This window comes from Pseudoroseicyclus sp. CXY001 (genome assembly GCF_041714655.1).
Taxonomy (GTDB): Bacteria; Pseudomonadota; Alphaproteobacteria; order Rhodobacterales; family Rhodobacteraceae; genus Pseudoroseicyclus_A.
In genome coordinates this window covers 2864081-2885410 of record NZ_CP168219.1, presented here as the reverse complement: position 1 = coordinate 2885410, position 21330 = coordinate 2864081, and the positions used below count along the sequence as shown (strand labels likewise).

Here is a 21330-nt window from a genome sequence, read left to right as displayed (position 1 = left end):
GCGAGGGCGGGGCGCGGCGGGCCGCGCCGGGGGCCTTGCGGAGGGGGGCGGGGGCGCGCATCCTCGGGGCCGCCATGACCGACCTGCCCCCCGCCCATGCCCATCTGCCGGCCCCCGTCACCGCCGAGATCGCCGGGCGGCTCCGCCTGACCTATGACGAGCGGCTCCTTCGCCGCAAACGGCTGGAGACGGAGGAGGGCGCGCGCCTCCTCGTCGATCTGCCGGCGACGGTCGGCCTCGCCGCCGGCGACGGGCTGGCGCTGGAGGACGGGCGCGCCGTGCTGATCGAGGCGGCCGACGAGCCGCTGATGGCGGTGCGGGGCGGCATGCTGGTACGGCTCGCCTGGCACATCGGCAACCGCCACACGCCCTGCCAGATCGAGTCGGACCGGCTGGTCCTCCGCCACGACAAGGTGCTCCGCGCTATGCTGGAGGGGCTGGGCGCCGAGGTCACGGAGCTGACGGGCCCCTTCACCCCCGAGGGCGGCGCCTATGGCGGCAGCCGGGTGATGGGCCACGATCACGGCGGCTATGTGCACGGGCAGCCGGAGACGCATGGGCATGACGGTGGGTATGGGCATGAAGACGGGCATGGGCACAGCCACTCCCATGACCACGGTCACGGGCATGGACACGAACATGACCATGGCCACGACCATTCCCATGACCACGGGCACGACCACTCCCACGCCCACCGGCCTTCGCACGATCCCTCGCATGGAGGCTGAGCCGCTCCTCACTCTCGCCCGCTGGCTCTCGCCCAGCTACCCGACCGGCGGCTTCAACTTCTCCGGCGGCCTCGAGACGGCGGTGGCGGAGGGGCAGACGGGCCCCGAGGGGCTGGAGGCCTGGCTCGCCGGGCTCCTCGCCCATGGCGGCCCCCGCAACGATGCGATCTTCCTCCACCTCGCCCACCGGGCCGCGCCGGGCGAGCTTGCCGCCCTCGCCGAGCGCGCCGAGGCCATGGCGATCAGTGCCGAGCGGCTGGCGGAGATGCGCCAGCAGGGCGCCGCCTTCGCCGCCACGACCCACGCCGCCAGGGGGCTGGACCTGCCGGACCTGCCCTATCCGCTGGCGGTCGGCCGGGCGGCGCGCCTCGCCGGGTTGCCCGCAACCCCCGCCGCCGCGCTGTTCCTGCAGAGCCTCGCCTCCAACCTCGTGCAGGCGGCGCTGCGGCTCATGCCGCTCGGCCAGACCCGGGGCGCCGGGATCGTCGAGCGCCTCGCGCCGCTCTGCGCCCGGCTTGCCGAGGAGACCGCCACCGCCGGGCTCGATGACCTCGGCACCGCCGCCTTCGCCGCCGATATCGCAAGCCTCCGCCACGAGGTGCTGGAGCCGCGGATGTTCCGCTCGTGAGCCGCCTCCGGCCCGCAGCTTTCGCGCGAAAACCGTGCACGGAAGTCGCGACATTTCCGCCCAGACCAGAAACGGAGCGCCCATGACCTCGCCCAACGGCCCCCTCAAGCTCGGCATCGGCGGCCCCGTGGGGGCCGGCAAGACGACGCTGACCGCCGCGCTCGCCGGCGCATTGAAGGACCGCGTCGACCTCGCCGTCATCACCAATGACATCTACACCCGCGAGGATGCCGAGGCGCTGATGCGCCAGCAGATCCTGCCCGCCGAGCGGGTCGTGGGGGTGGAGACGGGCGGCTGCCCGCATACGGCGATCCGCGAGGATGCCTCGATCAACCTCGCCGCCATCGCCGATCTTCGCGCCAAGTTCCCGGCGCTCGATCTCGTCATCATCGAATCGGGGGGCGACAACCTTTCTGCCACCTTCTCGCCCGAGCTGGCGGACCTGACGATCTACGTGATCGACACCGCGGCGGGAGAGGACATCCCCCGCAAGGGCGGCCCGGCGCTGACGCGCTCCGACATCCTCGTCGTCAACAAGACCGACCTCGCGCCCCATGTCGGCGTGTCGCTGGAGCGGATGCAGGCCGATACCGAGGCGATGCGCGGCGGGCGGCCCTTCGTCTTCGCCGCGCTCCGCAAGGGGGAGGGCGTGGACGAGATCGTGCGGCTGGTCGAGGATCTGGGCGGGCTCTGAGGGGGCTCCGGCACGCCCCCCTGGAGCGCTCGACAGGCGCCGCCCGATCCGCCAGCATGGGGCGACCCCAAAGGAGACGCCCCCGATGAGACGTTACCGCCTCGCCCTTGCCCTCGCCGCGCTCGCCGGCCTCTCCGCCTGCGGCGTGCCGCTCGTGCCCTTCATCTGAGGGGGCGCCTCAGAGAAACCCGATCCGCTGCAGGGCCTCCGTCGCCGCGGCTTTCCGCACCGGATGGGCGGAGAGCATGTCGGCGTTGAGCTCGCGCATGAGCGGAGTCAGCGCGTGATCGGAAATGGTGCGCTTCAGGAAGGGCGCGATCTCGTCCTCCCTCATGGCGCCGATCATGCGTGCGGCCGCACCCTTGTGGTCCTCAGGCATCGCAATCCCCCCGGGTGATGTCCTTCGCTTCCCCGAACGCTAGGCCGCGGCCCGCCGCCTGTCTGCAAAATCCGCCTTCCGCGCCCGCGCCGGGCGGTGCAGCGCCGGGGCGGGCGGGGTTTCCCACAGGTTATCCCCAGGCGCCGCCTGCAAATGAGGCGATTCGCCCCCATTGCACCCCCCGCCCGCGGCGCTAGCATCGCGCGGTCATCACCCTTCCGGAGGACCTCATGACCGGCGACGACCCCCTCGCGCCCTTCCGCGCCACCATCCGCGCGCGCCATCTGGCGGAGGAAGAGTCGCTCCTTGCCGAGCTGATCGCCGAGGAGGGCCCGGATGCGGCGCTCCGCGAGCGGGCGGCGACGCGGGGGGCGGCACTGGTCAGGCAGGTGCGCAGCTCCGGCAGCGCCGGGCTGATGGAGGTCTTCCTCGCCGAATACGGGCTCTCGACCGAGGAGGGCATCGCGCTCATGTGCCTCGCCGAGGCGCTGCTGCGCGTGCCGGACAACGAGACGATCGACGCCCTCATCGAGGACAAGATCGCCCCCTCGGCCTGGGGGCGGCACCTCGGCCATTCCTCCTCCTCGCTGGTCAATGCCTCCACCTGGGCGCTGATGCTGACGGGGCAGGTGCTGCGCGAGGGCACGGGCATGGCGGAGGTGCTGCGCGGCGCCATCCGCCGGCTCGGCGAGCCGGTGATCCGCGTGGCCGTCGGGCAGGCGATGCGTGAGCTCGGCGCGCAGTTCGTGCTCGGCCGTGACATCGGCGAGGCGCTGGACCGCGGCCGCAAGCGGGCGCGGCAGGGCTATACCTTCTCCTACGACATGCTGGGCGAGGCGGCGATGACCGCCGCCGATGCCGATCATTTCCGCGAGGCCTATGCCGAGGCCATCCGGCGCCTCGCCCGCGAGGCGACGGGCGGCAGCGTCGCCGCCAATCCCGGCATCTCGATCAAGCTCTCGGCGCTGCACCCCCGCTACGAATATGCCAACCGCGCCCGGGTGATGGCGGAGCTCGTGCCCGCGGTGCGCGATCTCGCCCGCGCGGCGGCGGCGGCGAACATGGGGCTTAACATCGACGCGGAGGAGGCGGCGCGGCTCGACCTGTCGCTCGACGTCATCGAGGCGGTGCTCGCCGACGAGGCGCTCGCCGGGTGGGACGGCTTCGGCGTGGTCGTGCAGGCCTATGGCAAGCGGGCGCTGCCGGTGGTCGACTGGCTCGAGGCGCTGGCCGAGCGGCTGGATCGCAAACTGATGGTCCGCCTCGTCAAGGGCGCCTATTGGGATGGCGAGATCAAGACGGCTCAGGTCGAGGGGCTCGCGGGCTTTCCGGTCTTCACCCGCAAGCCGGCGACGGATGTCTCCTACATCTGCGTGGCGAAGCGTCTCCTCGCGGCGCGGCCCCGGCTCTACCCCCAGTTCGCCACCCACAACGCCCATACGATGGCGGCGGTGCTCGAACTGGCGGGCGATGTGGAGGGCTGGGAGTTCCAGCGGCTCCACGGCATGGGCGAGGCGCTGCACGAGATCGTCCGGGGGCAGGCCGGCGCCCGCTGCCGGATCTATGCGCCCGTCGGGCCGCACCGCGACCTCCTCGCCTATCTCGTCCGCCGGCTGCTTGAGAACGGCGCCAACTCCTCCTTCGTGAACCAGATCGTCAACGAGCAGATCCCGGCGGAGGAGGTTGCTGCCGATCCGTTCACCGCGCTCGCCAAGGCGAAGAGCCTCGTGCACCCGCCGGCGGAGCTCTTCGAGGGCCGGCGCAACTCGCGCGGCTTCGACTTCCGCGACCCGGCGGAGATGGCAGAGATCGATGCGGCCCGGGCGCCCTTCCGCACCCACACATGGGGCAGCGAGGGCGCGCCGGTCGAAAACCCCTTCGACCCGGCCGACACGCCCGGCCATGCGCCCGAGGCGACCGCCGAGACCGCCCGCGCCGCCATTACCCGCGCGGCGCCCTGGGAGGCGCCGGCCGCCGAGCGGGCCGAGGTGCTCCGCCGCGCCGCCGATCTCTACGAGGCGGAGGCGGGGCAGATCTTCGCGCTTCTCGCCCGCGAGGCCGGAAAGGCGCTGCCCGATGCGGTGGCGGAGCTGCGCGAGGCCGTCGACTTCCTGCGCTATTACGCCGCGGGGGCGGCGGCGCTGGAGCGCCCGGCCGCCGGGCTCTTCACCTGCATCAGCCCCTGGAACTTCCCGCTCGCCATCTTCACCGGCCAGATCGCCGCCGCGCTGGCCGCCGGCAACGCCGTCCTCGCCAAGCCGGCGGAGACGACGCCGCTGATCGCCGCGCTCGGCACCGAGCTCCTCCACCGCGCCGGGGTGCCCGAGGCGGCGCTGCAGCTCCTGCCGGGCCCCGGGGGCGAGGTCGGCGCGGCGCTGACCTCCGATCCGCGGATCGACGGCGTGGCCTTCACCGGCTCGACCGCGACGGCGCAGGCGATCAACCGGGCGATGGCCGAGCATCTGGCGCCCTCCGCCCCGCTCATCGCGGAAACCGGCGGGCTCAATGCCATGATCGTCGATTCCACCGCCCTGCCGGAGCAGGCGGTGCGTGACATCACCATGTCGGCCTTCCGCTCCGCCGGGCAGCGCTGCTCGGCGCTCAGGATGCTCTACATCCAGGAGGATGTCGCCGACCGGGTGCTCGAGATGCTCTACGGCGCGATGGACGAGCTGGCGTTGGGCGACCCCTGGGACGAGGCGACGGACATCGGCCCCGTGATCGACGCCAAGGCGCGCGAGGGGATCGCCGCCCATGTGGCCGCAGCGAAGGCGGAGGGGCGGCTCCTCAAGGAGCTGCCGGTGCCGGAGGAGGGCCATTTCATCGGCCCCGCCGTCATCCGCCTGCCCGGCATCGCGGCGCTGGAGCGCGAGGTCTTCGGGCCGGTCCTCCATGTCGCGACCTACCGGGCGGAGGCGCTGGACCAGGTGATCGCCGACATCAACGCCCGCGGCTACGGGCTGACCTTCGGGATGCACAGCCGCATCGACGACCGGGTGGCGACGGCGGTGGAGGGGATCCATGCCGGCAACATCTACATCAACCGCAACCAGATCGGTGCGGTTGTGGGGGTGCAGCCCTTCGGCGGCGAGGGCCTTTCCGGCACCGGCCCCAAGGCGGGCGGGCCGCACTACCTCGCGCGCTTCTGCAAGCCGGAGGAGGTTGGGGCGATGGGCGGGCCGGCCGGCCGACCGGCCGACGAGGCCGCCGTGCAGGTCGCCATCGACATGCAGCGGGGGCAGGGCGGGCGGCTGGTCGCCACCACGCCCATGCCCGGGCCGACGGGCGAATCGAACCGGCTGCGCGAATACGGGCGCGGGCTCGTCCTCTGCCTCGGCCCGACTGCAGAGGCCGCGCGGGCGCAGGCCGAGATCGTGGAGGCGAACGGCGCCGCGGCGCTCGTCATCTACCCCGGCGCGGGCGGCATCGACGGGACGCTCCCCGCCGAGGCGCTCACCCGGCTGACCGGCTTTGCGGCGGTGGCGCTCTGGGGCGACGAGGCCGCGCAGCGGGCGGCGCGGATTGCCCTCGCCTCGCGCGACGGGCCGCTCATCCCGCTCCTCACCGGGCCCGACATGGGGCCGCGCTGCCGGCTGGAGCGGCATGTCTCCATCGACACCACCGCCGCGGGGGGCAATGCCGCGCTCCTCGCGCAATCCTCCTGAAAGGCCCCCGATGCCCCTCACCTTCCGCCGCGCCACCGCAGAGGACCTGCCCGCCCTCGTCGCCTTGCTGGCCGACGACATGCTGGGCGCCGCGCGGGAGGATCTCGGCCCGCCGCTCCCCGCCGCCTATGCGCTGGCCTTCGAGACCATCGCCGCCGATGCCAACCAGCTTCTGGTGGTGGCGGAGGAGGAGGGGGCGCCCGGGGGCGCGCCCGTCGGCACGATGCAGCTCACCTTCCTCCCCGGCCTCTCGCGCCAGGGCGCCTGGCGCTGCCAGATCGAGGCGGTGCGCATCGCGGCGCCGGAGCGGGGCCGCGGCCTCGGGCGGCAGATGATCGCCTTCGCGGTGGAGGAGGCGCGCGCCCGCGGCTGCGCTCATGTGCAGCTCACCTCGCACAACGACCGCAAGGACGCGCACCGCTTCTATGCGGGGCTCGGCTTCGAGCAGAGCCACATCGGCTACAAGCTCATCCTCTGACATTTCGCTTAGCGAAAAGTTCTTCGATTTCAGGCGACAGGCGGGCGGAGCACGGCTAGGCTCCTCCTCGGGCCGCCCGGTCGGGAGGGACCGCCGGCCCCTGGAGGAGGAGACGACATGAGACATCATCTGATGGCTGGTGTGGCCCTGTGCGGCCTCGCCACGACCCCGGCCCTCGCGCAGGAATGCGCGGCGCTGGAAGACGCGGCGCTCGCCAATGGCAGCGTGGTCACGGCCCTGCCGGTGAAGGCGGGCGCCCTCACCATCGCCGGCCGCGAGGGCCCGGTGACGGTCGAGACGGCGCCGGCGCTCTGCCGCGTGACGGCGGAGCTCGCCAGCGAGCCCGGCTCGATGATCGGCATGGAGATCTGGCTGCCCGCGCCCGAGGCCTGGAACGGCCGCTTCCTGGTCGTCGGCAACGGCGGTTTCGCCGGCTCGATCTCGACCGGCGCCATGACCGGGCCGCTGGCGGCGGGCTATGCCGTCGCCTCGACCGATACCGGCCATCTCGGCGGCGCCGATGCCAGCTTCGGGCTGGAAGAGCCCGCCTTCCTCGACTTCGCCTATCGCGCCGTCCACGAGACGGCGGCGGCGGGCAAGGAGATCCTCGCGGGCTATTACGCGGCCGAGCCGGAGCAGAGCTACTTCTCGGGCTGTTCGACCGGCGGGCGCCAGGCGCTGACCGCCGCCAGCCGCTACCCGGAGGATTTCGACGGCATCATCGCCGGCGCCGCAGCGGTGAACGGCGCGCGGCTCCATGCCCAGCAGGTCTTCACCGGCCTCGTCGGCATGGAAGACGGCACCTCTATCCTGACGGACGAGGATTACGCCGCCCTCGGCCAGAACGCGCTCGACGCCTGCGACCTGAACGACGGGGTGGCCGACGGGGTCATCGAGAACCCGATGGCCTGTTCTATCGACCTCGCCGCGCTCGACCTGTCGGACGAGAAGCGGGCGACGGCGGAGGCGCTCTACACCGGGCCGATGGCCGCCGACGGGACGCCGCTCTTCCACGGCTATGCGCCGGGGTCGGAGGGCACGTGGTTCGCGCTCCGCGGCGCCACGCCGCTGATCGTCGCCTCGGATTTCTTCCGGATCTTCGTCCATGGCGATGACGGCTGGAGCTACGAGGGCTTCGACCCCGAGGCGGAGATCGCCGCGGCCGAGACCATCGCCGGCGACACCGGCGCCGAGAGCGCCGACCTGTCGGAGTTCTTCGCGGCCGGCGGCAAGCTCATCATGTATCACGGCTGGGCGGATCCGGGGATCTCTCCCTACAATTCCGTGGCTTACTACGAGGACATGCGGGCCGGGAGCACCGGCGCGGAGGAGGCGGCGCGGCTCTTCATGGTGCCCGGCATGGGCCATTGCGGCGGCGGGCCGGGGCCGACGAGCTTCGACATGCTGCCGGCGCTCGATGGCTGGGTCAGTGGCGGCGAGGCGCCCCAGGCGATCCCCGCCGCCCATCTGACCGATGGCACCCCCGACCGCACGCGCATCCTCTGCCCCTGGCCGGAGGTCGCGACCTATTCCGGCGAGGGCGACGACACCGATGCGGCGAATTTCGCCTGCGCGGCGCCGTGAGGGCGGCGACGCTCATGCGCTGCCCGGAGGGGCTTGTCATGCCTGAGTGAATCTGTCAGGCTTTGCTTGGGCGAGGGTTGCATGGGGTGGCCCGGGCCTCGCAAGGGCGGCGCGCGGAGAAATCCGGCGCCGCCCTTTTCGTTTGAGAAGGCGGGGAATGCGGCAGCCGCCCCGAGGAGCCTCGGGAGAGCAAAGACGGGGGGAGGGGCGGGGTCGCGCCGGCCGGTCAGGCGACGCTCTTGTTCGAGCGGTCGTTTTCCGAGGCGTAATACTCGCGCTTCTGCTCGTACATCCGCTCGTCGGCGCGGCGGATGGCGGCGTCGAGCGTCTCGCCCTCCTTGACCGTGGCATGGCCGATGGCGAGCTGCAGGCGCGGCTGGTGGGAATAATACTGGTTGTTGAGATGGACGAGCCGCTCGATCGTCTCGACCACGGTCGCCGAGGCGCTCTTGCCGACATTGGGCAGCAGCACGGCGAATTCGTCGCCGCCGATCCGGGCGGCACTGCCCTCTTCGCCGGCGGATTCGCTGAGGACCTCGCCGAGGCGGCGCAAGAGCCCGTCGCCGGTGTCATGGCCCATCGAATCGTTGATGGCCTTGAGGCCGTTCAGGTCGACGATCAGCACCGAGCAGGGGCGGACCTTCATCCGCTCCAGCCGGTTCACCGCCTCGATGTGATAGGCGCGGTTGCGCAGGCCGGTCAGCACGTCGTGCTTGCCGAGATATTCGAGATAGGCCTCGGCCTTCTTGCGCGCGGTGATGTCGGTCAGCGCCACCTGCACGCGGCTCCAGCTGCCATGATGCCCAGGCAGAACGGAGAATTGCATGATGACGAAGCGCTCCGAGCCGTCGAGCGCATAATTCACCACCTCGCGGCTGTGGAAGAGGTTGCCCTGCCACAGCTCGATGAGCTGCTCGCGGAAGTGGTTCTCCATGTCGTCGCGGAAGATCAGGTGCTGGCTGTGCAGCAGCGTCGACTTGTCCGGCGCGCCGAACATCGTCAGCGTCGCCTGGTTGACGTCGAGCACCCGTATCTCGGCCATGCACTGGCGGACGAATTCGGGATGCACGTCGAGGAAGACGCGCAGGTCAGAGATGCCGCGCTGGCGAAGCCCTTCGAGCAGGTGCCGGATGCGGCTGAAATCCTCGATCCAGAGCGAGACGGGCGAATGCTCGAAGATGCCGGTCGCTTCCAGCTCCTTCTGCACGGCCTTGCGGCGGGCGTCGGCGGCGTCGGTGATGTCCTCGGTGGTGACGAGCACCCTGTCCATCGTGGCTTCGTGGCCGGGCAGGGCGGCGCCGCGCAGCTTGATGTCGAGCCGGCGCCCGTCGATCGTGTAATTCGTCGTGGTGCTGGAGAAGGAGGGCTTGCCATCCCAGAGTTGCGCCAGCTCCTCGATATGGGTGCGGATCATTTCGTCGCGGAAGATGATCGGCAGGTTGGCGACGAGCTCTTCCTGATCGGCGGCGCCGAAGAGCGACAGCGTCGCGGCATTGACGCTGAGGACGCGGATCTGCTCGGAGCAGGCCTTCACCCGGTCGGGATCTCCGGAGAGGAACGCGCGGATGTCGCTCACCCCTTCGTCGCGCCAGGCGTCGAATTGCGTGAGGACGCCGGAATAATCCTCCAGCCACATGGCGATGGGGGCGATGTCGAACGCCTGGTCATCGATTGCCGCGGGCGTGGAACTGGTCATCTGCGCTCTTGCCATGGTCTCTGCCGGTCGTTGCCGTCACTCGATAGGGGGCCCCTTTTTGCGGGGACACACCAGCGATTATTCAGGTTAACGGGCCGAATTGTGGCAGGCAAGCGGCCCCTTGGCGCCTCGTGTCACGATCAGGGTAGGCGATGGCCGCCCCAGCGGGGAGCCCCCGCCGCCCGGCGCGCCGAGGGGGGCGGCAAGATTGCCACGGTCGCCGCCGGCCGGCCGCTGCCGGCACCGCTGCCCCGCCCGAAGCCACTGGCATCATGGCGCAATTCGTGACTCTCTTGGAGTGCGGAGCCGGGAAGGGGGCGGGGGCCATGCTGGAAGAGACACTTGCAAAGGGGCTCGTGGGCACGCTGCCAAGGCGGATGCGTGCCAAGCTGGCGGAGATCGCGGGCGACACCGTCGAGATCGGCAGCCGCCAGAGCCTCGCGCAGGAGGGCGACGCCCAGACCGAGAGCATCCTGCTCCTCGACGGGCTCATGGGCCGCTACATGGGGCCGCGCGAGCGGCGGCAGATGGTGGCGATCCAGGTGCCCGGCGATTTCGTCGATCTGCATGCCCTGCCGCTCGACAAGCTGGATCACGAGGTGGAAAGCCTCGGCCCCGTGCGCATCGCCCGCTTTCCGCATGACGCGCTCCGCGCCGCGATGGCGGGCGATTATCCCTTCGCCGAGGCGCTGTGGAAGCTGACGCTGATCGACGCGGGCCTGCACCGCTACTGGAGCTACCGGCTCGGCCGGTTCCGCGCCCTGGCCGGCATGGCGAATTTCTTCGCCGAGATGGATCACCGTCTCGGGCGCGCCGGGCTCAGGACGGAGGAGGGCTTCGCCCTGCCGCTGACCCATGCGGACCTGTCGGATATCTGCGGCATCTCGCAGGTGCATGTCAGCCGCGTCCTGAAGGATCTGCGCGAGGCCGGACTCTGCGCCCTGCAGGGCGGCCGGCTGACGATCCATGACCGGGCCGGGCTCTACCGCATGGGCGAGGTGAGCGGAGCCGGGCTCGAGGAGCTTCTGGACTGAGAGAGAACGGCCCGGAGCGCCGCGCGGCGCCCTGGACAGGCGGGGCGGGGCGCTCCGGTATCCCCTGGCGCCGAAGGGAGACGGCGCCAGGGAAAGGATCATGGGGACGGCCGGTCAGTCGAAGCCGAAGAGGCTCTCGGCTTCCGGCGGCTCCATCCCCTCTTCGAAGTAGCGGGTCCAGCGGTCCGCCCAGGGGCGGTTGAACCAGTCCGGCACCCGGAATTCGATGACGGTGCCCGGCGGGGTCTGCTGGGCGCGGCCCTCGTTCGGGTAGATGGTCTGCAGGCACTCGATGAAGACGTAGGGGTCCGTCTCGAGATTGCCGCCCTGATAGTCGAAGTTCCGCACGACGCGGACCGGCTCGACCAGGGCCAGCGGATCGTAGAGCACCGCCTCGTGGGTCAGCCCGAGGAAGGTGCCGTCCTCGGCGTGGCGCGGCGTGTAGATCTCCACCGTCTGCATCTCGTTGGAGAATTCCCACATCGTGTGCTGCATCCAGCCCTGGACGTTGGACGTCCAGCTGATGAGGGCCTCGCCGTCCCAGAAGCCGACGCTCTCGCCGTACCAGCGCGGCACTTCCGAGCCGAGCCGCGGCACGCCGCCGTCCATGTTGAAGTCACGGCCGATGAAGATCTGCTTCTCGAGGTTGTCGGCGACGCCGGCCTGCCACTGCACGATCTCCGGCGTCATCATCAGGTGATAATCGCGGGTCGCGAATTCGGAGAACCAGCGCATGAAGCCCTCCGGCCAGCAGTACTGGGCCGGCCATTGCGGGGCGTTGGAGACCGATTCATGGTAGTTCTGCTGGACGGCATGGACCTGGTACTCCGGCGTCAGCAGCGACAGATAGGTCGGCATCTGGGTGATGCGGCCGAAGTTCCACTGCGGATAGCCCTCGTTGTTGCGCGCATAGGTGCCGTCCCAGGCGGGGGGCGGGTTTTCGCGCGAATAGACGGTCGGCCCGCCGTTCGCCTCGGTCTCGGCGAGGAGCGCCTCGTAATGCTCCTGGGCCGTCTCGAAGGGATAGGGGCTGACGATGGCCTCGCGCGGATAATCCTCGTCGCAATTGCCCCATTCGGCGCTCGCCGGCGGGTTCGCCCCGATGCGCGCCATCGTGCCGCCGTCCTGGTTGGGATTGAGCGTCGTGTTGATATCCGTCAGCTGGCGCGGGACGTTGCAGCGGAAGTAGCGCTTGTCCGTCCAGAGCTCCTGGTCGGCATAGAAATCGCTCGTGGTGAACATGTCGACCTCGAGCGGCTCGATGCCCTCGGGCGGCGAGCCGTCTTCGGGGCCGCGCCCCTCCGGGCCGGTCAGGATGACCGCCTCGGTGTCGATCACGGGCCAGCCGCGGCCGACGCTTTCGGCCTCGTCCTGGGCGAGGGCAGGCCCCGCCAGGGCGACGAGCGCCAGGGCAGTCATGCAGTGACGTGTTGGTCTCATTGGTTTTCTCCTCCTTTGGGTGTCGTGCCCGCCGTTCGTCCGGCAGGTCTTTGATCCGCTGGCCCGCGCCTCCACCGCGAGCCGGCGTCCTTGCCCCGGGTCAGACCGGGGTCATCGGGTCCCTCCGCCGGGCCGGCGGCGCCGGCGGGGTGAACACGAAGAGCCAGAGTGCGAGGCCGAGCGCGAAGAGCGCGCCGGCCCCGACGACCCAGTAGCCGCCGGGCACGATCTCTGCGGGGGGCAGCAACATCGCGCCCGCGATCAGGCAGAGAAGCCGCAGCCCCGCACCGATCGGCGCGCGGGCAAAGCCCACGGCCGCCATCGAGATGAAGAAGATCCCCGCCAGCGCCGTCACCGCCGCGATAAGAGCCGGCAGGAGCGGGCCCTGCAGCAGCATCGCGGGCGAGAAGACGAAGAGAAACGGGATGATATAGGCCGTCCAGCCGAACCACATCGCCGAGAAGCTCGTGGCCCATGGCCCCGCCTTCGCCAGGTTGGCGGCTGCGAAGCTCGCCACCGCGATGGGCGGCGTCACCATCGACATGAGCCCGAAGTAGAGCACGAACATATGGGCGGCGATGGGCTCCACCCCCGCCTGGATGATGGCGGGCGCGATCAGCGCGGCGAGGAGGATGTAGACCGAGACCGTCGGCATCCCCATGCCGAGGATGATCGACGAGATGCCGGCGAAGATCAGCAGGATCAGCACGTTGCCCCCGGCGATCGACAGAAGCTGCCCCGCCAGCGTGAAGGCGATGCCCGAGAGGTTGAGCACCCCGATCACCAGCCCGGCGGCGGCGGTGACGATCACGATCTCCACCACGCTCTCGCCGGCGTCGTAGATCGCGGCCCAGATGGTCTTCAGCGTCGGGCGGCGGCCGTGATAGCCGAAGACGAAGCTGGTGACGAAGAGCGTCCCCACCGCCCAGAGCGCCGCCAGCTCGGGCTGGAGCCGGAAGGAGAACATGCCGACGAGGAAGACCACGAAGGGCAGAAGGAAGTGCCAGCCCTGGCGGAACTCCGGCCAGAGCGCCGGGATCTCGGCGCGGGGCACGCCGGCCAGGCCCTTCTTGGCGGCATAGAGGTCCACCAGCGTGAAGATGGCGGCGTAGTAGAGCAGGATCGGCAGCAGCGCCGCGATCATCACGGTCGAATAGGGCAGGACGAGGAACTCGGCCATGAGGAAGGCCGCGGCGCCGATCACCGGCGGCATGAGCTGCCCGCCGGTCGAGGCGACGCTCTCGATGCCGGCGGCCACATGGGCGGGGAAGCCGGCGCGCTTCATCAGGGGGATGGTCACGACCCCGGTGCCCGCCACATTCGCCACCGCCGAGCCCGAGATCGAGCCCATGAGCGAGGAGCCGAAGACGGCGATCTTGCCCGGTCCGCCGCGGAACCGCCCCATGGCGGCGACGGCGAGGGCCGAGAAGAAGTCCGACCCTCCGAAGGCGGCGAGGAACTTGCCGAGAAGGATGAAGGGCACGATCACCACCACGCCCACCTGCAGCGAGATGCCGAGGAGCGCGTTGGTGTCGATGCCGAGATAGACCACGAGCCGCGCGAAGGACATCTCGCGCGAATTGTAGGGCGCCGGCAGCAGGTAGCCCCAGAAGCCGAAGGCGATGAGGCCAAGGACGACCAGCGCCAGCGTCAGCCCGATGGCCCGCCGCACGCCCTCCACCGAGATGGCGACGAGAAGCGCGGCGATGATGACGCCCTCGCGCGGCAGGAAGACGAGATCGTTGACGAGCCGCGGATATTCCCAGGCCAGCCAGGCCGGCGCGACGCAGCCGACGGCGGCGAGGATCAGGTCGTGCCAGCGCACGTCCTGGCTCCGCCGGCCGCGGATGTCGAAGGTAAGGAAGAGCATCGGCAGGATCACCGCCAGCTCATAGGCAAGGAGCTGTTCGGTATAGGGCGCGAGGTGGAAGAGCTGCCGGGGCAGGTCGAGCACCCAGACCACCGGGCCCGCGATGGCGAGGACGGCGAGGATCGAGCGGATCACGCCGAGCGGCCCCCGCCCCGGCGTCGGCGCCGGAACCATCAGCGCCGCGCCGGCGGCGATGTCGTCTTCCGTCTGGGCTGCGGGGGGCTGGACTGAAGGATCGGTCAAGGCGGGCCTCATGGCGGCAGGTCGTCGGGCAAGGCGGGGGCGTCGCCCGGCTCTCCCCCGGCCTCCGTCCGGTCGGGACGGGGGGAGGGGGCGGCCCGGGGCGGGCGCGTCAGCGGTGGGCGTTGGCCCTTCCCCGGGGGGAGCGGCCGAGGGCCGCCGCCGGGGGCGGGATGCCGTGGGGTGAAATGGAGAGCGGCGCGCCCGGTGTGGAGCGCGCCGCCTTGGGGCTAGAGCCCGGCCTCTTCGTAGAAGGCGATGGCGCCGGGGTGATAGGGGATCGGCAGATCCTTGTAGAGATCCTCGACCACCAGCCCGCCGAAGGGCGGGAAGTTGGCGACCAGCGCCTCCTTGTTCTCTGCGAGGACCCGCGCCATCTCGGCCACCACCTCGTCCGGCACTGCCGAATTGACGAGCAGGATGTTGTCATAGGTCATGACCATCATCGGCGCGTCGAAGCCCGGCGTGTTCGGCAGGACGACCTGCTCGGAGAGATAGCCCTCGGGGAAGACCTCCTGCATCCGCGCCACGGCCTCTTCGCTGTCGTCGAGCGGCAGCATGGTGACGCCGCCGACCGAGGCATCGGCCTCCAGCACCTTGGCGGAGCCGATGCCGAAGAAGAACGCATCCGCCCGGCCGGCGATGAAGTCATCGGCGCCGCGCACGACGTTCGGCACGGCGACCGGGTCGATGTCGTCGAGCGTCAGCCCGGCATTGGCGAGCGAGGCGATGAGGATGTCGTTGATGACGCCCATCGCCGAGAAATCCGTCGTCAGGCTGTGGCCGGCGAGATCCTGCATGGTCTCGATGCCGCTGTCGGCCCGGGCGAAGATCGCCACCTTGAGCGGGAAGAGCGCCGCGAGCGCCAGCATGTCGCCCTGGGCCCGGCCCTCGAAGACGCCGGTGCCCTCGATGGCATTGGCGACCTCGCCGACCGAGGCGATGCCGAGATCGAGCTCGCCCGTGTTGACGAGCGGCATGATCGTCGTCTCGCCGGAGTTCGGTTGCACGCGGGCGTTGAAGCCGCCTTCGGCCTGCAGCACCTGCGCGACGGCGGAGCCCGTCGAATAGCTGAGCGTGCCCTGGCCCATCGTGCCGATGTCGACATCCTGGGCGAGCGCGGGCGCCGCGACCCCGGCCAGGGCGGCGAGCCCGGCGAGATGGCGGATGAATCGTGTCGTGGTCATGGTTTCCTCCCTTGGTGTTGCGGTCTTGCTCTCGTCGCGGCGCCGCAACGCGCCTGTGGCGGCCGCTCCGGGCGACCTTGCCCGCCTTTGGCCCCTCCTCGAGCCGCTGGCGGTCTTCGTCGATGGCGGGGCGGCGGGCTCCGGCCCTGGCCCTGCCATCACATGCAGTCTGGCGGCACCTCAGGCCGGTGCGCGGGCGGCGTGTCGCCCGAGGCCGCCGGTGGCCGGATTTGGCCCGCTGGGGGCCGCCTCCCTTCCGCATACGCGACAGCCGGCGTTTTTGCCATGAGGAATCACTTTCACCATCAAGAAATTTATTGACCGGTTTATCCTGTCGCGCAAGCGTCCTGAATTAGCGGACAGGTTTCGCCATCTCTTCCCCGGCCGGTCACCGGGAGAGAATCAGGGGCCGTCGGAGGGAAAATGCACGGCAATTGGATCGCTGCGGATCTTTTTCCTGGCGCGCCGCTCCGCTCGGCGGGATGCTGCCTTCGGGGCGGAAAGGGCAGGCATTTCCTCACAGAAATCGCCCCGCCGCACAAAATTTCACACTAAGGAACGAATTTCGCGATGCGGAATTTTCTTGACCCTCCTGCCCGCAGGCGGTTTGCTCCGGCGCGAGGGGGCGCGCAGCCCGCGGTATCGAGGAGGCGGAGCAGGCAGGGCTGCGGTCCGGGAGGGGCCGCGCCCGCCTGCTCCGGGTGCCCGGGGCAATGCGCGTCCCCCGTCACTAAGCCGGCGCGCCGGGGCCTTCGGACCGGCAGGGCGCCGCCTTATCAAGGGAGGACCACAATGAACTACCGCACTTCACTTCTGGCCGGCACGACGGCCATGGCGCTGGGGCTCGCCGCCACGGCCGCCCGGGCCGAGACGCCGGCCCTGCCGCAAGTCGAGGGGCCGGTCGCGGAGCAGGCCGGCAACCTGATGCATCCGGCGATCTTCGAGACGAGCATCCGCCCCTATCTGGGCGAGTTCCCCGACTTCTTCGACATGGACTATTACGGCTACGTCGCCGACGAGTTCTTCCTCACCGGCACGGCCGGCGGCGAGGACTACACGACCCGCCTCGTCATCCGCCATCCGGCGGACATCGAGGACTGGTCGGGCTTCACCGTGTTCGAGACGCAGCACACCTCCGGCGCGGCTCAGGCCTGGACCTACAGCCGCATCGGCAGCATGAAGAACGGCCATGTCTTCGTCGAGCTCGACGACCACCCGGGCGCCATAGCCAACATCCAGGGCTTCAACGCCGCGCGCTATGCCGACATGCATATCGCCAGCGAAGACCCCGCGATGCAGAACGAGATGGCCGCCCAGGCCATGCTGCTCGTGCGCACGGCCAACCCGCTCGGCGAGGAGTGGAACGCCGGCACGCTGGCCATGGCCGGCCTGTCGCAGACCGCCAACAACATCTCGGATTACTTCCACCTCGGCGGGCAGGCGAGCTACACGCTGGAGGACGGCTCGCCGCTCGTGGACGGCGCCATCCTCGGCGTGCGCACCGGGCCGACCACCGAAGAGCTGGCGGAGTTCTGGGACGTGCCGCTCATCGTCACCATGAGCCAGACGGAGTTCCAGGATTTCACCGCGGCCGACGAAGCCTCCTGGCCCGCCGACGGCGAGAACTTCCGCCGCTACCAGGTGCCCGGCGCGCCCCATCTGGAGAGCCGCTACTTCTTCGCCACCGACCCGGCGACCTGCGGGCTGCCCGGCGACGGCTTCATGGCGATGGCCTATTTCTACATGGCCGTGGAGGACATGTACGAATGGCTGATGGAGGACACGCCGGCCCCCATGCCGCCGCATGTCGAGTTCGACGAGAGCGGCCCGGTCAGGGACGAATTCGGCAACGTGCGCGGCGGGATCCGCAGCCCGCAGCTCGAGGTGCCGACGCATGTCTACTTGACGCCGAACGAGGGCGAGAGCTTCCTGTGCTCGCTGGCGGGCGCCTCGCAGCCGCTCACCGACGCGCAGCTGCAGGAGATGTATGCCAGCCCCGGCGACTTCCAGCATCAGCTGGAAAGCGCCACGCTGAGGCTGGTCGAGGAAGGCTGGTTCCCCGACGAATATCTCTTCGAGATCGACGAGGAGGTCGCCCGCTTCGGCGACAGCGTCGGCTTCGGCTACACCGGCGATGACGCGGAGGCGGCCGAGTAGGCGCCGCCTGGCCCGGCTGCCGCCCCAGGGGTGGCCGGGCCGACCACCCCCCCCGAGGGCCTCAGCCCTCGTCCGCCGCCGCCCGCCCCTGCGGGATCGCCGGCGCGGAATTCTCGGCGCAGAAGGCCAGGAGCCGGCGCACCTTTTCATTCTCGGGCGAACTCACCTCTTCGTTGGTGATGAGCGACACCCCCGCCACCGCCTCGCCCTGCCAGTCGAGGATCGGCGCGCTGACGGCGTGCAGGCCGGGGATGAAATGCCCGTTGGCAAAGCCCCGCGCCCGCGTCTGCCGGATCAGCTCTTCCAGCCCCGCCTTCGAGGTGTCGAGGTCGGTGAGCCCGGTCTTGGCCCTGAGCTTCAGCTCGCGCCTCAGGACATCCGTCGTGAAGCGGCGCGGCAGATAGGAAAAGAAGATCAGCCCGTTGGCGGAGTTGAGGAGCGGCAGCGTGGTGCCGAGCCCGAGCGAGGTGGCGATCAGGCTCTCGGCCCGTTCCCAGCGCACGATCGTCGGCCCGTGGTTGCCCCAGACCGACAGGAGCGCCGTCGAATCCGTGGCCAGCATCAGCTCGTAGAGCCGGTCCGCAGTGCGGTTGGTGAAATCGGAGAGGTTCATCGCCGCGAGGCCGAGCTCCAGCGCCAGATTGCCGAGCTGGTAGCGCCCCGAGCGCTGCCGCTGGAAGACCATGCCCGCCTTGGCGAAGCTCGCGAGGTAGCGATGCGCCTTGCTCGCCGGCATCCCGGCGGCCTGGGCGAGTTCGGTGAGCGTCACCGGGCCGTTCAGCTCCATCATGCATTTGAGGAGCAGGAGCGACTGGTCGATGGACTGGATGCCCCGCTGGCGGGCGGGCGGCCCGCCCTCGCCGGTGTCATCCTCCGCCTCCGGGCCCGTCTCGTCGATCCCGGCGGCCTCGTCTTCGCTCGATCTGTCCACGCGCGGTCGCCCTCCAGCCGCCGCCGCGGGCGCTGCGCCGCGCGGGGGTCGTCCGCCATCCTAGGGCCTGGCGGCGCCGCTTTCCACCGCGACGATGGGGGGAGATAAACCTTCAGTCTCGTTTCCAGCGGGGGGCGTGCGTCAATTGCAACGGTGGAAATGGCCTATTCGCGAAATCAACGCGGTATAATCCGCCTGAATACCCATCCATCTGCAATTCACGCAATTCGACCTTCGGCGCGAATTGCGCCGGCCCGGCTATTTGCGTCCGGGCGCCTCGGTCTTTTCCGGCCCCGGCGCCTTAGGCGCCCGGGGCCGTTTCCATTTCCTCGGCCTGGCGGAGCGCCTGGCCGATATCCTCCGCCCCCTGCCGCAGCGCCTCCAAGAGCGCCGGCACGAGGGCGTCGCCGGGGCGCCGCCCGCCGGCAACGAAGCCGAGGCTGCCGAGCACCTGGCCCGCCGGATCGAAGATCGGGCAGGCGATGCCAAGGACGTCGCTGTCGATCTCGGAATAGGTGACGACGCCGCCGGCGCGGCGGAGCGCGCGGAAGCACTCCTTCACCTCGTCCCAGCTCGCGCCGAGCCCGGCGGCGGCGAAGGCCTGCGGCTGCTGGCCGTAGAGCCCGCGCGCGTTGCGCGGGGCGAGGCTGGCGAGGATCGCCTTGGACGCGGCGCCGCGGAAGAGCGGCATCAGCCGGCCGCGCTCATAGGCGACCTCCAGATCCGGCGCCGCCACCTCGACCGAATGGACGCACATCACCTGGTCGCGGAAGAGCCGGCAGAGAAGCAGGACGCCCGAGACCTCGATGCCCGCCGCCAGCTCCTCCATCACGCCGCGCGAGGCCACGAGCAGCGGATCGAAGCGCCGCATCTGCCGGTCGAGCATGACGATGGTCGGCCCCAGCACATAGGAGCCGGCGCGGATCGAGGCGATGAGCCCCGCGTCGGACAGCGAGCGCAGATAGCGGTAGGTGGTGCTCTGCGGCAGGTCGAGCTGGCGCGAGACCTCCTCCACCGTCAGCGGCTCGCCGCCGGCGGTGAAGAGCGTGAGGACCGAAAGGAGTTTGTCCGCGCTGCTCACCTCGTGCCCTCCGGGCCATCCTCCTGCCGGAGTAGCCCGCCGCCCGGCCCCATGCAACGCGGCGGGTGCGGCGCCGGCGCCGGAAGCTCCGGGCGCCGGCACCGGGTCATGACGCATGCGCGGTGCGCCAGCTCTGCGCGTAGCTCTCGCGCGCCACCTGGCTGAAGGGCACCGGGCTGACCGTGGCGCGGATCGTCGTCTGCCGATGCGGCTCGACCGTCGACTTGGCGGTGCCGCCATCGGGCTCGCCCCAGGTCAGCGTGACCTCGTCGCCGATCTTCACATCCGGCTCCACGGTAGCGAGCGAGATGAAGCAGCGCTCGTTGTAGCTGTAGCCCGAGAACATCGAGACCCCGACCATGCGGCCGTCCTTCTCGAGCCGGTCGTAGTTCGACGCGGCATAGTTCGACAGCGGCATCTCGATATACTTGAAGTTCTCGCCCTCGGGCTCGAGCATCGAGGCCTGGACGCGGGCGACATCCTCGGGATGCCAGGCGAGCGAGACCTTGCGGCGCTGGGTCTCGGGCGTCATCGCCTCCAGCGCCTCGCGGCCGATGAAGTCATGGTCGAACTTCACGAAGGGGCCGTAGCCGATCTCGTAGGGCGTGACGTAATAGTCCTCGATCTTCGGGGCCACATAGCTGCCGCCGATCGGGCCGGTCGCCTCGTAGCCCTTTGCCGGCAGCCAGTCGCGATAGGCCTTGAGCGCGGGGTCGGAGTAGACGGCGGGCAGGGGCGAGGGGATCCAGCCGGATTCGAGCGTCGAGGTCGAATAGGCGCGGCTGCCGACCTGGCGGATGCCGAACTCCGCGCCCATCTCGAGGATCACCTGGCGGATCACGTCGCGCTCCTCGTAGGGCCCCCAGAACTCCAGCCCGGGCACGCCCGACATGCCGTGGCGCAGCGCGCGCACGGAATGCGGGCCCATGTTCACCCGGCCCATGTTGAAGAAGCGGATGTCTTCGAGCGGCCCGCCGTTCAGCTTGGCCAGCAGCTCCGGCGCCTTCGGGCCCTGGATCTGGAAGCGGTAGTGCCGGCGGTTCACCGCCCGCCCGTCGGGCCGCGCCGGCGAGCTCATGTCCTTGGTGACCTGCACGTCGTAGCCGCCGGTTTCGCCGTGATATTGCACCCAGTTGATGCTGGGCGGGCGGCCGACGAGCACGAGCTGGTGCTCGGCGAGGTAGAACATGATGTTGTCGCCGATGACGTGGCCCGACGGCGAGCAGGCGACGAATTGCTTGGCCTTGTCGGGGCGGAAGCCCTTGAAGGAGTTGATGGCGAGATCGGACAGGAGCCGCTCGGCATCCGGGCCCTCGACCATCAGCTCGGCCATGTGATGGGACTGGTCGAACAGCACCACGTCCTGCCGCCAGGCGCGCTGCTCGTCGCGCCAGTTGCTGAACTCGGTGGCGACGACGGGGTAGACGAAGGCGTCCTGCCGGGAGTTGCGCAGCATCTCCACCGGGTTGCCGCCGGCGGTCAGGACATCACTGAGGCTTGTCTCGCTCATCTTTTCTTCTCTTTCATTTCTTGGATGC

The 21330-nt window shown here is 70.3% G+C and carries 16 protein-coding genes; 8 read left to right on the top strand and 8 right to left on the bottom strand.

Going from position 1 to position 21330, the window contains the following annotated elements; translation table 11 throughout:
• Positions 1-74: 74 nt before the first annotated feature.
• The 3 genes from ACAZ03_RS14090 (at position 75) to ureG (ending at position 2050) form a co-directional block, all read left to right on the top strand.
• A complete protein-coding gene (locus tag ACAZ03_RS14090; RefSeq protein WP_373354556.1) occupies positions 75-728 on the top strand; it encodes an urease accessory protein UreE in 654 nt (217 codons plus the stop codon).
• Positions 718-1356: an urease accessory protein UreF gene (locus tag ACAZ03_RS14085; RefSeq protein ID WP_373354555.1), complete on the top strand. Its 639-nt coding sequence runs from the start codon at positions 718-720 to the stop codon at positions 1354-1356. The genes ACAZ03_RS14090 and ACAZ03_RS14085 overlap by 11 nt, the downstream gene beginning before the upstream one ends.
• Positions 1357-1438: 82 nt before the next feature.
• Positions 1439-2050, top strand: coding sequence for an urease accessory protein UreG (gene ureG / locus ACAZ03_RS14080; RefSeq protein WP_373354554.1), 612 nt, complete (start codon positions 1439-1441; stop codon positions 2048-2050).
• A 178-nt stretch (positions 2051-2228) separates the two neighbouring features.
• Here ureG and ACAZ03_RS14075 read toward each other — a convergent pair whose 3' ends face one another.
• Complete coding sequence (locus ACAZ03_RS14075; RefSeq protein WP_373354552.1) at positions 2229-2396, bottom strand: hypothetical protein; 168 nt, start codon at positions 2394-2396, stop codon at positions 2229-2231.
• Positions 2397-2659: 263 nt separating this feature from the next.
• Between ACAZ03_RS14075 and putA the strand changes: the two genes are divergently transcribed.
• From putA to ACAZ03_RS14060, 3 genes are all read left to right on the top strand, one after another.
• Entirely contained in the window at positions 2660-6094 is a 3435-nt protein-coding gene (putA, locus tag ACAZ03_RS14070; protein WP_373354550.1) for a bifunctional proline dehydrogenase/L-glutamate gamma-semialdehyde dehydrogenase PutA, read from the top strand.
• A 10-nt stretch (positions 6095-6104) separates the two neighbouring features.
• Positions 6105-6572 (top strand): N-acetyltransferase family protein, encoded by a 468-nt coding sequence (locus ACAZ03_RS14065; RefSeq protein ID WP_373354549.1) that lies wholly within the window; start codon positions 6105-6107, stop codon positions 6570-6572.
• Positions 6573-6689: 117 nt separating this feature from the next.
• Positions 6690-8156, top strand: coding sequence for a tannase/feruloyl esterase family alpha/beta hydrolase (locus tag ACAZ03_RS14060; protein WP_373354547.1), 1467 nt, complete (start codon positions 6690-6692; stop codon positions 8154-8156).
• A gap of 226 nt (positions 8157-8382) precedes the next feature.
• Here ACAZ03_RS14060 and ACAZ03_RS14055 read toward each other — a convergent pair whose 3' ends face one another.
• Entirely contained in the window at positions 8383-9852 is a 1470-nt protein-coding gene (locus ACAZ03_RS14055) for a diguanylate cyclase domain-containing protein (protein WP_373354546.1), read from the bottom strand.
• Positions 9853-10178: 326 nt separating this feature from the next.
• On the opposite strand from ACAZ03_RS14055, the gene ACAZ03_RS14050 reads away from it, so the two are divergent.
• Complete coding sequence (locus ACAZ03_RS14050) at positions 10179-10886, top strand: Crp/Fnr family transcriptional regulator (RefSeq protein ID WP_373354544.1); 708 nt, start codon at positions 10179-10181, stop codon at positions 10884-10886.
• A gap of 114 nt (positions 10887-11000) precedes the next feature.
• Here ACAZ03_RS14050 and ACAZ03_RS14045 read toward each other — a convergent pair whose 3' ends face one another.
• The 3 genes from ACAZ03_RS14045 to ACAZ03_RS14035 form a co-directional block, all read right to left on the bottom strand.
• On the bottom strand, positions 11001-12305 hold the full coding sequence (locus tag ACAZ03_RS14045) for a hypothetical protein (RefSeq protein WP_373354542.1): 1305 nt from the start codon (positions 12303-12305) through the stop codon (positions 11001-11003).
• Between the two features lie 121 nt (positions 12306-12426).
• Complete coding sequence (locus tag ACAZ03_RS14040) at positions 12427-14439, bottom strand: TRAP transporter permease (RefSeq protein WP_373354540.1); 2013 nt, start codon at positions 14437-14439, stop codon at positions 12427-12429.
• Positions 14440-14666: 227 nt separating this feature from the next.
• Positions 14667-15623, bottom strand: a complete 957-nt coding sequence (locus tag ACAZ03_RS14035) for a TAXI family TRAP transporter solute-binding subunit (RefSeq protein WP_373354539.1) — start codon at positions 15621-15623, stop codon at positions 14667-14669.
• Between the two features lie 792 nt (positions 15624-16415).
• Here ACAZ03_RS14035 and ACAZ03_RS14030 point away from each other — a divergent pair.
• Positions 16416-17780: an alpha/beta hydrolase domain-containing protein gene (locus ACAZ03_RS14030; RefSeq protein WP_373354537.1), complete on the top strand. Its 1365-nt coding sequence runs from the start codon at positions 16416-16418 to the stop codon at positions 17778-17780.
• Positions 17781-17841: 61 nt separating this feature from the next.
• Here the strand turns inward: ACAZ03_RS14030 and ACAZ03_RS14025 are convergent, their stop codons facing one another.
• From ACAZ03_RS14025 to ACAZ03_RS14015, 3 genes are all read right to left on the bottom strand, one after another.
• Positions 17842-18711: an IclR family transcriptional regulator gene (locus tag ACAZ03_RS14025; protein WP_373354535.1), complete on the bottom strand. Its 870-nt coding sequence runs from the start codon at positions 18709-18711 to the stop codon at positions 17842-17844.
• A gap of 301 nt (positions 18712-19012) precedes the next feature.
• Complete coding sequence (locus ACAZ03_RS14020; protein WP_373354533.1) at positions 19013-19792, bottom strand: IclR family transcriptional regulator; 780 nt, start codon at positions 19790-19792, stop codon at positions 19013-19015.
• A gap of 106 nt (positions 19793-19898) precedes the next feature.
• A complete protein-coding gene (locus ACAZ03_RS14015; protein WP_373354531.1) occupies positions 19899-21302 on the bottom strand; it encodes an aminomethyl transferase family protein in 1404 nt (467 codons plus the stop codon).
• Positions 21303-21330 lie beyond the last annotated feature (28 nt).